This window comes from Pseudomonas sp. KH_027 (genome assembly GCF_057838565.1).
On the sequence record NZ_CM174470.1, the window covers coordinates 2,082,139 to 2,096,289 of the forward strand.

Here is a 14,151-nt window from a genome sequence, read left to right on the forward strand (position 1 = left end):
CTTGGGGTCAGTAATCAAGTTTGCGGTATGTGTTGGTTGGCTCTGCCTTGTGCGTTACTTGAGCGCCAAACGCCTGGCGAGCCGGTTCAGATTCGCTCGATCGAGCCCCAGTTCGCGGGCTGCGGCGGCCCAACTGCCTTGGTGGCGGGATCGGCAATCGCTGATCAATAGGCGCTGAAAATTATCCAGCGCCTGGCGCAGGTCGCCAGCTTCGAGTTGAAGTGGCTTCTGTTGCTGTTCGCACATGACTGCAGCGTTGGCTGGATGGTCCTGTGGCAGCTCCAGGTCGATGGCATGAAGGCTGAGGATGCGCGGACGTTCGCGGCACGCGGCCAAAGCCTTGAGGGAGGCGCAGCCGATCAAGTGCTCCAGCTCGCGTACATTCCCTGACCATTGATAGCCGACGAGTGCGGCCTGGGCATCTGGCGTCAGGCGCAGGCTGTGTAGCCCCAGCCGTGGGCGGTTCTCTTCGAGGAAATAGCCGTCACGTCGCGCCCACGTTCGTGCAGCGGCGGGACGCGAAGCGGATAAGCGCTGAGGCGGTGATAAAGATCAGCGCGAAAGCGCCCCGCCCGAACTTCCTCCGCGAGGTCACGGTTGGTAGCGGCGAGCACCCGGACATTGACTTGATGCTCTCGATCAGAACCCCCCCGCCTGCCCGGCAGCCTGTTTATAGACTTCGGCCAACTGGTGCTGGTCTTCGGCGCGGTGGGTCAGGCTGTGTATGCGTTCGCTTGCCTTGACGGTGGCGGCGGCGAGGCTGGCGAAGGCCTCGAGGGTGTCCAGGTCGGCAGGGCCGAAGCGTTCGGGGTCGAGCGCATCGAGGGTCAATACGCCCCAGGGGCGTTCGTCGAGATAGAGTGGGCAGCCGAGGCAGTCATGCACGCGGAATCGACCAGGCCTTTGTTTTCCAGATACTCCAGTGTCTGCTGCAAATGGGCGCGTGCCTCTTGCGAGGTGTATTCGCTGCCGTTGTGAATAAAACTGCAGCCGCTCTGTTCGACAAAGGCAAGCAGGCCAGTCACCTCCTGTTGTGCCTGTGCATTCAAGGCGGCGTAGCTGCTTTCACTCAACGCAAGCAGGCAGCAACTGACGCAGATAAGTCGCCACATAGGTGTGAAACCGGGCATCGTCCCAATACTCCAGATGGCTCAAGGGTGTGTGTCGTTTGTACCAGGGACCGACCGGCATGGCGCGGTCTTCTGCCACCACGGCGGCATAGCTCGGCAGCGGCCGCAGCGGATAGCCGAGCGGGTCGGCCGGGGCATAGAGGTTCAGCCAGCGCGCCTGTTCGCGCACCGATTCGGTCAGGCAATGACCGGGAAAACGGATCGGCATGACCGGGTCGTAGGCAAAGGTGAATAGCGGAATGTTGCAGCCGAAAGTGATCAGGCCAGCGAGGGTCTCCAGCGCCATGAATGGGTCACGCGGGCAGCTTGGCGTGGCGTTGATCTGTTGCTGATCCCAGACGAAGTTGGAGAATATATGCCCGCCCAGGGAGTGGGCGAGGACCACCAATGGCGTGCTCGGGCCCACCTTGGCCCGCAGGGTGTTCAAGCCATGGCGCAGGCACTGATGCACTTCCTCATAGGTGGTGTCATACGCCTGGTTGACCTTGCGGTAACCGCTGGCATCGCCGAGGAACAGGGTGACGGCCTGTCGTAGCCAGCGCCAGGTGACCGGCTCGCTGCGGAGCTTGTCGAGGTAGGCCCGTTCGCGCTTATCCAGCACGCTGGCCCAGTACAGGCTTTGGAACGCGACCTGCTCCGCCTCGGCGCCGAGTTGCCGGCGCAGGCTGCCGATCAGCTGCTGGGCGAAGGCGTGCTGGCCTTGCGCATCGCGCAAATCGGCCTGTGTGCCGATGCCGTGGATAACCGCTACTGCAAGCTTCATGAACCTTTCCCTGGTTGCGCAGGCGGCAGCCTAACGCGCATGGGGCGGCGCTTCAATCGGCTGGAGGCAACGCGTCGATCAAAGTGCTTGCAGCTGCGCGCCGAGGCGACCGTTATCCACCAGTTCGAGGAATTCATCGCCAAGCCGACGGCTTTCATCCATGGCCGTGCGCCAGTAGCGTTCACGGCCGCTATCGTCGCCCAGGTAGCGGCTGAAGTCCTTACGGTCGGGCAATTTGCCGTGGGGCAGACGAGCCAGGTATTCACGGGAGGGGGCCAGTAGCAGCACGTTCTGCAGGCGCGTGGTATCGGCGCGGCGCCAGGGCAGGCCCTTGTCGAACCAGCCGGGGATGACCTTGTCGGTGAAGTGCGGATAGAGCACCACGTCATTGCCGCTGTAGGGCAGGTCGAGGTGATAGTCGAGCAGGCCGCCGTCGCGATAAGTGCCGCTGCCCGCGCCGGGGATATCGCGCACGCCTTCCATCACCATCGGGATCGAGCCGGAAGCCAGCAAGGCGTGGCGCAGGTTACTGATGTTCAGGTGCAGGTAGCGCGAGGGAAAGTCGTTGAGGGCGCTCAGCGGTGGAGCCAGCCGCGCATCGTGCAGAATCACCCGTTCGAAGTGCTTGCTCAGGCGCGGGCGGCCCAGCAGATTGTTGCCGATCACCGAGGACAGCCCCAATCCGAGCGTGCTGCGGCGGTCATGGGCGAGCAGGCCGAGGCTTTTTACCACCATCACATTCAGGCGGTAGTGCGGGTTGCTGAGGATATGCGCGTCCTGGCCGTCGAGCAGTTCGGCGAGCATGCGGCTGCAACTGATCGATACCTCGGCCATGCTCACGCCCTTGGCGAAGCGCTGGGCGGTGTACAACTCGCCGAGGCGGCGGATGCCCTGCGCGGCGTTCGGCAGGCAGGCGCTGGCGAAGCGCCAGGAACCGATCGAGGCGCCGATCAGGGCGCGCTCGCGCGCTGCCCGTGGCAACCAGTCGCCGAACAGCGCCAGGTCCAGGCCCTGAATGCCCAGCGCTTTCGGGCCGCCGGCCGCACCCGGCACAATACCCACGTCAGCCGGGTGCAAACCACTGTCGCGAATACGCGCCAAGGCCAGCGGGCCGGCTTTCAGGGTCAGGGCGGGAAACTTGATTTGAATAGCGCTCATGCTGGCCTCCATCACGCAAGGCAGCGATTATAGAGGCCCGCGCGACCAGGCCAAGCGACTTCACACTATGAATGATGCGCCCTGCGTGGTGGCTGCCCGCGCGGACCAGGCTTCAGGTGAATTCAGCTTGAGTTAAGCCGGGCCAGGTATCTTGGGCCCTGTCGAAAGCAAACAACTTCTCAAGGAAAATCAGCATGAAAAAATTCACCGCGCTGTTCGCTATTGCCGCTCTGGCCACTGTTGCCGGGATCGCCCAAGCCCGCGACCTGGGCCCGGACGAGGCGTTGAAGCTGCGTGATGCCGGCACTATCCAGTCCTTTGAAAAGCTCAATGCGACAGCGATCGCCAAGCACCCGGGTTCCACGGTCGAAGAAACCGAGCTGGAACAGGAGTACGGCCGCTACGTGTACCAAGTGGAGTTGCGCGACGCCCAAGGTGTGCAGTGGGATATCGAACTGGATGCAACCAACGGCCAGGTCCTCAAAGATCATCAAGATAAATAATGAAGTGGATCGCTCGTTATAGCGGCATCATCGTCCTGATCCTGGCTGTCCTGGCCCTGAGCTTCAAGGCTCAAGCCCGGGATCTGGACCAGGACGAGGCCCTGCGCTTGCGCCAGGAGGGCGTGATCCAGCCGCTCGAACAGTTGATGCGGCCAGCCCTGGGGCGTTACCCCGGGGCGACGTTGTTGGAGGCGGAGCTGGAAGAGGAAGATGACGTGTTCGTCTATGAAGTCGAGCTGCTGACAGCCGATGGTGTGGTTCGCGAGTTGGAGTTGGATGCCCGCGATGGGCGAGTCCTGAAGGACGAGGAAGACGACTGATGCGCCTGTTGTTAGTGGAAGACCATGTGCCGCTGGCCGACGAGTTGCTCGCCGGCCTCGGTCGTCAGGGCTACGCCGTGGATTGGCTGGCGGATGGTCGCGACGCGGTCTATCAGGGTAGCAGCGAACCCTATGACCTGATCATTCTCGACCTCGGGCTGCCCGGCAAGCCTGGTTTGGATGTACTGCACGAGTGGCGCGCCGCCGGCTTGGCCACGCCGGTGCTGATTCTTACCGCGCGTGGCTCCTGGGCCGAGCGCATCGAGGGGCTCAAGGCCGGCGCCGACGATTACCTGACCAAGCCGTTCCATCCCGAGGAGCTGCAGCTGCGCATTCAGGCGCTGCTGCGCCGGTCCCACGGCTTGGCCAATCAGCAGCATCTGGAAGCCGCCGGCTTGCAACTGGACGAGGGACGCCAGTGTGTCAGCCGCGATGGCGCACAGATTGAGCTGACCGCCGCGGAGTTCCGGCTACTGCGTTATTTCATGCTGCATCCGCAGCAGATCCTGTCCAAGAGCCACTTGGCCGAGCACCTTTATGACGGTGAAACCGAGCGTGACTCCAATGTGCTGGAGGTGCATGTCAATCATCTGCGGCGCAAGCTCGGCCGCGAGGTGATCGAGACGCGTCGCGGCCAGGGTTACCGCTTCACCGGGCAAGCCAGATGAGGTCGATCCAGCGGCGCTTGAGCTTGGGCTTGATCAGCGTCTTGCTGGTGGTTGGCTTGGTGTTGGCGCAAACCAGCTTGTGGTTGTTCGATCTGGGCCTACGGCGCTACCTCGAGGCGGGCTTGCGGAGCGAGGCCGAGAGCCTGCTGATCGCCCTGGTGCGTGGTCCGCAAGGTGTCCAGTTGGATGAGCAACGTTTGGCGCCGAGCTATCAACGACCGTTTTCCGGGCGCTATTTCCGCATCGATTTTGCCAATGAAACATGGCGCTCCCGTTCGTTGTGGGATCAGGAACTGACCCGTGCGGCCGCGCCCGGCTTGCAGGCTGATCTTGACGCTGGCCCACGTGGCCAGTTGTTGCTGGTGTACCGCGCGGATTACCGCCGCCTCGGTCAGCAGCTGTCGATCAGCGTGGCCGAGGATTACAGCCCGGTGCTGGCGAGCTTTCGTCGCGTGCAATACCTCGGCCTGGCCTTGGGCCTGGGCGCCTTGCTGCTGATCCTGCTGTTGCAACGGCTGACCGTACGCAACGCCTTGCGCCCGCTGGAACAGGCGCGCCAGCAGATCGCCCAGCTGCAACGCGGGCAGCGTGGTCAATTGGACAGCCAGGTGCCGCAGGAACTTGAACCGCTGGTGGCGCAGATCAACCACCTGCTGGCGCATACCGAGGACACCCTGACGCGCTCGCGCAATGCCCTCGGTAACCTTGGCCACGCATTGAAGACTCCGCTGGCGGTCATGCGCAGCTTGGCTTCCCGTGTGGAGTTGAATGCCTGCCCCGAATTGCAGGCGACCTTACGCGAGCAGTTGGCGCAGATCGAGCAACGCCTGGGCCGCGAGTTGAGTCGCGCGCGGCTGGCGGGCGAAGCCCTGCCGGGTGCGCAGTTCGATTGCGCCAAAGAGCTGCCGGGGCTGTTCGCCACGCTGGCGATGATTCATGACCGCGGCCTCGAGCTGGGTTGGAAGGCGGCCCCCGGCCTGCGGCTGCCCTGGGATCGCGAGGATCTGCTGGAGTTGCTCGGTAACCTGCTGGACAACGCCTGCAAGTGGGCCGACTCCGAGGTGAGCCTGAATATCACGGCCGAACCCTCAGGCTTTCGCCTTTTGATCGATGACGATGGCCCCGGTATCGATACGGACAAGCGAGACGGGGTATTGGGCCGTGGTGCGCGCCTGGATGAGCAGGTCGCCGGGCATGGCTTGGGCCTGGGCATCGTGCGCGACATCGTTGAGGCCTGGAGCGGGTGCCTGCAACTGCTGGACAGCCCATTGGGTGGTTTGCGCGTCAGTATCGAACTACCGTCCCGGCTGACTCGCAGCCAGGAAAGCGTCTCGGAGTAGCTTGGCGCTGAACGCAGTGAAGCCCAACAATCGGCTTGCAAGGCCGGGCGCGAGGCGAGTCATTGTTTGGCCTGGCAAGCGCAGCGCCAATCTACGTCTGCAGCGCTTACATGCCGTTGGCGAATGCCGGGTTGGCCATGTCGATGGTTTCACGCACGGGTTTCAGCGCCACGCCGTACTTCACCAGAATGTCCAATTCGTAATCGATCCGCGCACGCAGGCGCTGTTCGTCTGGGCTGGTGGCTTGCGCGTCGTTCAGGACCTGCTCGACATGCCGCACGATCAGGTGTTCGGGGATGTAGCAGAGGCGGCAATTCTTATAGCTGGAGGCGCGCAGCTCGCTGATCGGGTAAGCCCCGCCGACGGCAGCGGAAACCCCGACCAGCAGACCCGGTTTGTGTGCCAGTTCGGCTTTGCTGGCGTAGATGAAGAAGTTCTTGATCGCCGGGCAGGCCATGCCGTTCCACTCGGGGGCGATGATGATCACCGCGTCGGCGGCTTTCAGTTGTTGTGCGTACTGGCTCCAGGGACCGCTGTCGTCACTGGGCCACAGCGGCAAGGGGGCCTGACCGAGGTCGATCACGCTGCTGCTGTCAGGCGTGGTCTGTTCCAGTTGAATCAGGCGCTGCTGGAGGAAGCGTGCGACCTTGCCGGACTGGCTGTTGTTACGGCTGGAGCCGGCGACTATGGCGAAGTTGAGCATTGGAGGTTCCGCGTCGAGGTCAAAAGACAGGTGCGCGCAGGCTAACGATGGTCAGCCTGCGCGGCAAGGGGAGAGGCGCCAGTCCGGCGCTCGGATGGCGCCAGATCAGACGCGAAACTGATCCATCAAACTCTGCTGATGGTTGGCCAGGCGATTCAGCGACTGGCTGACCTGCGCCGACTCATCGGCCTGCACGGCAATCGATTCGGTCACGTCGCGGATCGAAGCCACGTTACGGTTGATCTCCTCGGCGACCGAACTCTGCTCTTCGGCAGCACTGGCGATTTGCAGGTTCATGTCGGTGATCACGCCGACGGCATCGCTGATCCGTCGCAACGCGGTAACGGCCAGCTCGACCTGGGCCACGCTGCTTTGCGCCTGGCGGTGGCTGCTGCCCATGGTGCTGACCACTTCGCGCGTGCCACTTTGCAGGCCTTCGATGACCTGGCGAATTTCCTCGACCGAATCCTGGGTACGCTTGGCCAGGTTGCGCACTTCATCGGCCACCACGGCAAAACCACGCCCGGCTTCGCCGGCACGAGCGGCTTCGATAGCGGCGTTGAGGGCCAGCAGGTTGGTTTGCTCGGCGATCGAGCGAATCACTTCGAGCACCGAACCGATCTGCTGGCTGCTGCTGGACAGGCCTTCGACCTCCTGCATGGCCACGCTCATTTCGCTGGCCAGCAGTTCGATGGCCGCGGTGGTCTTGTCGATCACGCCCAGGCCTTCGCGGCTGGCCTCGTCGGCGCTGCGGGCGGCCCCGGCGGCTTGGGCGGCATTGTGCGCGACGTCCTGCGCGGTGGCGCTCATTTCCTGGAACGCCGTGGCCACCTGGTCGACTTCGCGGTACTGCTGCTGCATGCCGGCGCTGGTCTGGCTGGCTATCGCGGCGGACTGGTCGGCGGTGTCGCGGGCGTCTTGAACCGAGCGTTTGACGTCGGCAATGATCGGTTGCAGCTTGTCCAGGAAGCGGTTGAACCAGCCCGCCAGCTCACCCAGTTCATCCTGCTTGGCGTATTCCAGGCGCCGGGTTAGGTCGCCTTCGCCGGTGGCGATACCTTTCAGCATGGCGGCCACCCCGAGAATCGGTCGGGTCACGCCACGGGCGGTCAAACCCATCAGCAACAGGCCGGCGATCACCGCCAGCAGGCCGATGGCCAGGGCGACGGAGCTGTCCGCGGTGCGACGGCTATCGAGTTCAGCCTCCAGTTGCCGCGCCGGGCCGACCAAGACGTCTTGTGGCACTTCGAGCAGAACGCCCCAGGGTTTGGATTCGGGAATCGGTAGCAGGGGTTGCAACACCCGCAACATGTCGCTCTGGTGCAGCACCTGGGCCTGGCCGGTGCCGATCAGGCGGGTGAGTTCTGCACCTTGCTCCGGGTAACCGGCCGTCAGCGGTTGACCGAGCAGGGCGCTATCGCGGCTATGGCCGGCGAGCAGCCCGGCCGGGCTGATGATGCTGACATGCCCCTGGCCGTCGAAGAGTTCTTGATTGGCCTTGCTGCTGATCTGCTGCAGGCTCGCCAGGCTGATGTCGACGCCCAGAACGCCGATCACCTTGCCATTCATTTCCAGCGGAAAGGCGATGCTGGTCATCAGGATCTGCTGGCCGTTGACGTCATCCATGTAGGGGTCGAGCACGCAAGCCCGCTGCGTATCGCGCGGGCAGGTGTACCAGGCGTTATAGGGGCTACCGCTGGGACCTGGCGTGGTGTCGTTGAGTTGCTGCTCATCCATCGATTCGGATTCCAGCTTGCCGGGCGTGCTCTGCGACCAGTACAGCGAGAAGCGGCCTTTATCGTTGCTGCCCAGCTCGGCCTGATTGGCGAACAGTTCGTCCTTGCCGTCCAGGGCATTGGTTTCGAACACCACATAGAGGCCGAGCAAGTCGGGGTTGGCCTCCAGTGCGCTGCGAACTTGCCGGGTCATGTCTTCGCGCATGTCGAAGGCATCCAGGAAGCGTTTCTCGGCCTGATCCTTGAGGAACAGCACCTGGCGGGAAAACCCCTTGCCGTACTGGTAGGAGTCCATGAAGTAGCGCTGGATGCGCAAGGCCTGGGACTCGCCGCGAGCGGCCATGCGCAGCTGCGCCGACTCTTCGAGCATGCGCGAGCTGGACACCTTGACCAATTCGGCACTGCGTTTGGATTGGTAGAGCGACGCGCCCACCAGCAAGGTCACGATGGCGAGTAAACACAGGCCAGCGAGCAAGGTGATTTTCCATTGGATGGAGAGGCGGTTGAGAAACATGCGGCGTTCCTTGTTGTTCGTCGGACTGCAGGGCCCATATCGGCGCAGTCGAGTTTTTCTTGACTCGAACTGGCGCAAAGACAGGGCGCTACCTGGGTTCTAGTGGCGCAACAGGTTTGCAGGCAAGAATTATGCACAGTCTGCTCGAAATTTCGCACGGAGTATTTTTCTCCGGCTCTGAATGCCGAGGGCCGGCCATTTATCTACAGGGCAGCCAAGCCCGGGCCGCTGTGCTAACAGCGGTTCAGTGGCGCGTGTCGATGCTTCGCGCTGCGTTGCGCCGTTCTGTGATTTTCGTTACCTGGGGTCGGCCAGGTGCGTCACAGGCTCCTTAAGCTAACTCTGGGGTTGCCGATACTAGGGCACCCCCTGTTTTTATTGACCGTCACACGAGGTAAGGATGATGCGTCTGAAGTCGAAAGTACTGCTGCTGGCACTGGTGCCAGTGCTGCTGTTTGCCGTGGTATTGAGCGGTGCTGCGGCCAAGGTCCTGCTCAACCTCGCCGAAGAGGAGGTCAATGAAACTCGTGCGCGGCTGATTCAGGAAAGCCGCCTGGAACTGCAGAACTATATGCAGATCGCCCTTGGTTCGGTGCAAAGCCTGTATGACGCGGCCGCGCCCGGCGATGAGGCCAGCCGTACCCAGGCGATCGCGATTCTGTCGAAGATCAAGTACAGCAAGGACGGCTACTTCTTCGGCCATGACTCCAATGTGGTGCGTCTGTTCCGGGGCGACAGCCCGGTGGATGTCGGCAAGAGCCTCACCGACCGCAAGGACCCCAAAGGCGTCTACGTCAATCGCGAATTGGTCAACGTGGCCAAGAATGGCAGCAACTATGTTCAGTACAGTTCGCCGCTGCCGGGCAACGAGAGTGTGATAGTTCCCAAGCTCGCCTACAGCTACTACCTGCCGAAATGGGACATGGCGTTGGGCACGGCGGTCAATCTGGATGGTGTCGAGGCGCAAGTCGCCGAGGTGCAGCAGGCCATCGATGCGCGCATCAGCACCCTATTGACCAGCATCCTGATCATCGCCGTGGTGTTGCTGGTGGTGTTCGGTATCGCCGGTCTGGCCCTGAGCAACGCCTTCCTGCGGCCGCTGCAACAGATCAAGGCCAACCTCGACGACATCGCCGCCGGTGAGGGTGACCTGACCCGCCGCCTGCCGGTAGACAGCCATGACGAACTGGGCGAGCTGGCTGGCTCCTTCAACCGTTTCGTCGAGAAGATCCACGGTCTGGTGCGGCAGATTGTCGATATGACCGGCCAACTGACCACTCTGGTAAACGAGGTGTCTTCGCAAACCCAGCGCTCCGAACAGGCCATGGAACGCCAACGGCATGAAACTGACCAGGTGGCGACGGCGATCAACGAGATGTCCGCAGCCGCTCACCAGGTCGCGAAGAGTGCCCAGGGCGCTGCCGAAGCGGCCCAGCAGACCGACCATGAAGGCCAGGCCGCGAAGAAGGTCGTGGACGGCAGCATCACCCGTATCCATGCGCTGGTCGAGGATATCCGCAGCAGCGGCCTGTCCCTCGACAGCCTGCAGCAGGACGTGCAATCCATCGTCAGTGTGCTGGGCGTGATCCGCTCGATCGCCGAGCAGACCAACCTGCTGGCGCTGAACGCGGCCATCGAGGCGGCACGTGCCGGGGAAGCCGGTCGTGGCTTTGCCGTGGTGGCCGACGAGGTGCGTGCGCTGGCCAGCCGTACCCAGCAGAGCACCCAGGAAATCCAGGGCATGATCGACCGTCTGCAAAAGGGTACCCAGGACGCGGTGACCTCGATGCGCCGTTCCAGCGAGGCCGGCGATGTCACCAGCGAACAGGCCAACCAGGCCGGCTCTTCGCTGGATGCCATTGCCGAGCTGATCGCCACCATCAACGCGATGAACGCGCAGATCGCCAGCGCTGCGGAAGAGCAAACCGCGGTTGCCGAGGAGATCAACCGCAGCGTGCATCAGATCGCCGGTGCGGTGGACAGCGTTGCCGACGAGGCCCAGCAGAGCGCCCAGACTGCCCGCAGTCTGGCAGACCTGGGCAAGGGCCTGGGTGCGCTGGTGCGGCAGTTTCGCATCTGACCCCAGTCCTGCGAGGCGCAACCAAGCGCCTCGCCGCGGTCTTCATGGCGCTGTCCACGACCTTGTGTTGCGCACGGCAGCGCTATCAGCGCGTTTAAATCCAGCCCGCTGATCGTTCCTGCAATAGCCGAGGCTAAACAGCTGACATAAAAAACCCGGCATTGGCCGGGTTTTTCGGTTCTGGGTCTAGCTCACTGCGTCAGCGCCAGGCCAGTGTGCTGCATCAGGTCCAGCAGCGGCTGCGGGTAGACGCCGAGGACGAACGCCAGCAGCGCGATAGCCAGGAGCATGATGCCGCCGGTACGCTGGCCCCAGTTGAAGGGCGCATCGTGGCGGTGCAGGTTCGGCTCGATCAGGAACAGCGTGACCATCACCCGCAGGTAGTAGAACACGCCGATGGCACTGCCGATTACCAGGGAGCCGAGCAGCCACCACTGTTGCGATTGCACGCCGACGGCGATCACGTAGAACTTGCCGATAAAGCCGGCGGTCAGCGGGATACCGGCCAGCGACAGCATCATCACCGTCAGCACCGCGGTCAGGTACGGGCGCCGCCAGAACAGCCCACGGTACTCGTACAGGGCATCGCAATCGCGGCCGTTGTAGGGTGTGGACATCAGCGTGATCACGCCGAAGGCGCCGAGGCTGGTCAGCACGTAGGTCACCAGATAAACGCCGATGGCCTCGACGGCCAGTCCCTTGCTGGCGATCAGGGCGATCAGCAGGTAACCGAAGTGGGCGATGGAAGAAAAGCCGAGCAGTCGCTTGAGGTTGTTCTGGGTCAGGGCCAACAGGTTGCCGATCAGGATCGAGGCGATGGCGATCACCGTCAGCGCATCGTTCATCAGGCCGCCGTTGGCTGCCGGCGACAACTGGAACAAGCGCAGCAGCACCGCAAATACCGCCACCTTGCTGGCAGTGGCGAGGAAGGCTGCGACCGGTGCCGGTGCGCCTTCGTAGACGTCCGGCGTCCACAGGTGGAAAGGCACCAGCGAGAGTTTGAAGGCCAAGCCGACCAGCATCATGCCCAGGCCGATCTGTGCGATGGCGCTCTGCAAGCCGGTGGTCGCCAACTTGGCGCCGATCCCGGCGAAGCTCAAGGTGCCGGCATCGGCGTACAGCAGCGCCATGCCGAACAGCAGGAAGGCCGAACCGGCGGCCGAGAGCACCATGTACTTGATGCCGGCTTCCAGCGAGCGCTTGTTGAAGAACGCGTAGGCCACCATGCCGTAGACCGGCACCGAGAGCAGCTCCAGGCCGATGAACAAGCCCGCCAGGTGTTGCGCGCAGACCAGCACTATGCCGCCCGCAGCCGCCAGCAGAATCAGCAGGTAGAGCTCTTCGCGGTTGCCCGGGTAGCCGACCTTGTCATCGCCCATGTAGGCATGGGCCAGGGTTACGCAGGCCAAAGTGGCGACCAGGATCACCGCGATGTAGAAGCAGGCGAAGTTGTCCACCAGCAGCAGGTCGGTGACGGCCAGGGGAGCGACCTTGAGGGTCGGGATGATCGCCAGCAATCCCAGATTCAGACCGACCACCGAGAGCACGAAGGTCTGCGAATGGTCACGGCGCCAGGCAATCGCCAGCATCACCACGATGATGGTGGCGCTGACGACCAGGAGCGGCAGCAGGGCGATTAGGTGTTGAGTGGTAAATTCCATAACGCGGCTTTCCATTACAGGCTACCGGCCCGATGCGAGTTGAGTGGAAGCGGCGCCGAGCCACTGCTGAACACCACTCATGGTGGCGGCTGAAGTATCGAGCACCGGCTGCGGGTAAACCCCGAGCAGGATCAGCAACACGGCCAGGCTGAGCACCATGAGCATTTCGCGGGCATTCAGGCCACGCAAGATCGCTTCGGACTTGCTCGGGCCGAAGTAGGCGCGGTGAATCATGATCAGCGAGTAGACCGATGCCAGCACCAGGCCAGAAGTGGCGATGACGGTGACCCACGGTACGTTTTTGAAGCTGCCGAGCAGGATCAGGAACTCGCCAACGAAGTTACCGGTACCCGGCAGCCCCAGCGAAGCGGCGGCGAAGAACAGGCTGATCGCCGGCAGGTAGGCGATGCGTGACCAGAGGCCGCCCATCTCACGGGTGTCGCGAGTGTGCATGCGCTCGTAGAGCTGGCCGCAGAGGATGAACAGGGCCGCCGCGGACAGGCCGTGGGCGAGCATCTGCAGCACCACGCCTTGCAGCGCCAGTTGGGTGCCGGAATAGATGCCGATCAGCACGAAGCCCATGTGTGAGACGCTGGAGTAGGCCACCAGGCGTTTGATGTCGGTCTGCGCGAAGGCCAGGATGGCACCGTAGAAAACCCCGATCAGGCCCAGGCTCATGGCGATCGGCGCGAATTCGGCCGAGGCATTCGGGAACAACGGTACGGCGAAACGCAGCATGCCGTAGGCCGCGGTTTTCAGCAGGATACCGGCGAGGTCGACGGAGCCCGCGGTCGGTGCCTGGGCGTGGGCATCCGGCAGCCAAGAGTGGAAGGGCACCACCGGTAGCTTGACGGCGAAGGCGATGAAGAAGCCGAGCATCAGGATGTATTCAGTGGTCGGCGGCAGTTCGGCCTTGAGCAACAGGGTGTAATCGAAGGTGATTACGCCGCTCTGGCTGTAATTGACGAAGACCAGGCCAAGAATCGCCACCAACATGATCAGGCCGCTGGCCTGGGTGTAGATGAAGAACTTGGTCGCCGCGTAGATCCGCGACTTCTTGCCGTCCGTTGCACTGTGACCCCAGAGCGCGATGAGGAAGTACATCGGCACCAGCATCATTTCCCAGAAGAAAAAGAACAGGAACAGATCGAGCGCCAGGAACACGCCGACCACGCCGCCGAGAATCCACATCAGGTTGAGGTGGAAGAAACCGACGTGCTGCTGGATTTCGTTCCAGGAGCAGAGCACCGAGAGCACACCGAGCAGGCCGGTGAGCAGGATCATCAGCAGCGACAGGCCGTCCAGCGCCAAGTGCAGGTTGATGCCGAAGCGTTCGATCCAGACGTGCTTGAACTCAAGCGTCCAGGTCGGGTCGGCGCCAGGGGCGGGGGCCAGGCTGTAGTCGCCGGTGAACCAGAGCCAGAGGCCCAGACCCATCAGCACAAGCATGGTCAACATGGCGATCCAGCGTGGTGCGGTGGCGCCGAAGCGCTCCGCTTGCCAGCACAACAGGCCGCCGATAAAGGGGATCAGGATTAGCCAAGGCAGAATCATGACGGGCTCAATTCCTTTCGC

General features: G+C 62.9%; 11 protein-coding genes and 4 pseudogenes. 6 read left to right on the plus strand and 9 right to left on the minus strand.

Annotated elements, in window-relative coordinates:
* Positions 1–54: 54 nt before the first annotated feature.
* The 4 genes and pseudogenes from AC3IYG_RS09820 to AC3IYG_RS09835 all read right to left on the minus strand — a co-directional run.
* Positions 55–978, minus strand: a pseudogene (locus AC3IYG_RS09820) (sigma 54-interacting transcriptional regulator); the annotation flags it as partial.
* A pseudogene (locus tag AC3IYG_RS09825) lies at positions 945–1,130 on the minus strand (DUF5329 family protein); the annotation flags it as partial. The pseudogenes AC3IYG_RS09820 and AC3IYG_RS09825, both read right to left, overlap by 34 nt.
* Complete coding sequence (locus tag AC3IYG_RS09830; RefSeq protein WP_489313572.1) at positions 1,066–1,893, minus strand: hypothetical protein; 828 nt, start codon at positions 1,891–1,893, stop codon at positions 1,066–1,068. The pseudogene AC3IYG_RS09825 and the gene AC3IYG_RS09830, both read right to left, overlap by 65 nt.
* Before the next feature lie 78 nt (positions 1,894–1,971).
* Entirely contained in the window at positions 1,972–3,051 is a 1,080-nt protein-coding gene (locus AC3IYG_RS09835; protein WP_489313573.1) for a patatin-like phospholipase family protein, read from the minus strand.
* A gap of 194 nt (positions 3,052–3,245) precedes the next feature.
* Here AC3IYG_RS09835 and AC3IYG_RS09840 point away from each other — a divergent pair, with 194 nt between their 5' ends.
* From AC3IYG_RS09840 to AC3IYG_RS09855, 4 genes are read left to right on the plus strand one after another with little or no spacing between them, the layout of a single operon-like run.
* Positions 3,246–3,554 carry a PepSY domain-containing protein gene (locus AC3IYG_RS09840; RefSeq protein WP_489313574.1) on the plus strand — a complete coding sequence of 103 codons (309 nt, stop codon included), beginning with the start codon at positions 3,246–3,248 and terminating at the stop codon, positions 3,552–3,554.
* Entirely contained in the window at positions 3,554–3,874 is a 321-nt protein-coding gene (locus AC3IYG_RS09845) for a PepSY domain-containing protein (protein WP_489313575.1), read from the plus strand. The genes AC3IYG_RS09840 and AC3IYG_RS09845 overlap by 1 nt, the downstream gene beginning before the upstream one ends.
* Entirely contained in the window at positions 3,874–4,542 is a 669-nt protein-coding gene (locus tag AC3IYG_RS09850) for a response regulator transcription factor (RefSeq protein WP_489313576.1), read from the plus strand. The genes AC3IYG_RS09845 and AC3IYG_RS09850 overlap by 1 nt, the downstream gene beginning before the upstream one ends.
* Complete coding sequence (locus AC3IYG_RS09855; protein WP_489313577.1) at positions 4,539–5,882, plus strand: sensor histidine kinase; 1,344 nt, start codon at positions 4,539–4,541, stop codon at positions 5,880–5,882. Before AC3IYG_RS09850 ends, AC3IYG_RS09855 begins: the two co-directional genes overlap by 4 nt.
* 106 nt (positions 5,883–5,988) lie before the next feature.
* Here AC3IYG_RS09855 and AC3IYG_RS09860 read toward each other — a convergent pair whose 3' ends face one another.
* From AC3IYG_RS09860 to AC3IYG_RS09870, 3 genes and pseudogenes are all read right to left on the minus strand, one after another.
* Positions 5,989–6,585, minus strand: a complete 597-nt coding sequence (locus AC3IYG_RS09860) for an NADPH-dependent FMN reductase (protein ID WP_489313578.1) — start codon at positions 6,583–6,585, stop codon at positions 5,989–5,991.
* Positions 6,586–6,690: 105 nt separating this feature from the next.
* Entirely contained in the window at positions 6,691–7,446 is a 756-nt protein-coding gene (locus AC3IYG_RS09865; protein ID WP_489332203.1) for a methyl-accepting chemotaxis protein, read from the minus strand.
* A gap of 102 nt (positions 7,447–7,548) precedes the next feature.
* Positions 7,549–8,835: pseudogene (locus AC3IYG_RS09870) on the minus strand (methyl-accepting chemotaxis protein); the annotation flags it as partial.
* Between the two features lie 403 nt (positions 8,836–9,238).
* Between AC3IYG_RS09870 and AC3IYG_RS09875 the strand changes: the two are divergent.
* A pseudogene (locus tag AC3IYG_RS09875) lies at positions 9,239–10,057 on the plus strand (cache domain-containing protein); the annotation flags it as partial.
* Positions 10,058–10,159: 102 nt separating this feature from the next.
* A complete protein-coding gene (locus AC3IYG_RS09880; RefSeq protein WP_489332205.1) occupies positions 10,160–10,915 on the plus strand; it encodes a methyl-accepting chemotaxis protein in 756 nt (251 codons plus the stop codon).
* A 191-nt stretch (positions 10,916–11,106) separates the two neighbouring features.
* Here the strand turns inward: AC3IYG_RS09880 and nuoN are convergent, their stop codons facing one another.
* Entirely contained in the window at positions 11,107–12,576 is a 1,470-nt protein-coding gene (nuoN, locus tag AC3IYG_RS09885) for an NADH-quinone oxidoreductase subunit NuoN (protein WP_489313581.1), read from the minus strand.
* 21 nt (positions 12,577–12,597) lie between these two features.
* A complete protein-coding gene (gene nuoM / locus AC3IYG_RS09890; protein WP_489313582.1) occupies positions 12,598–14,130 on the minus strand; it encodes an NADH-quinone oxidoreductase subunit M in 1,533 nt (510 codons plus the stop codon).
* Positions 14,131–14,151: the final 21 nt, after the last annotated feature.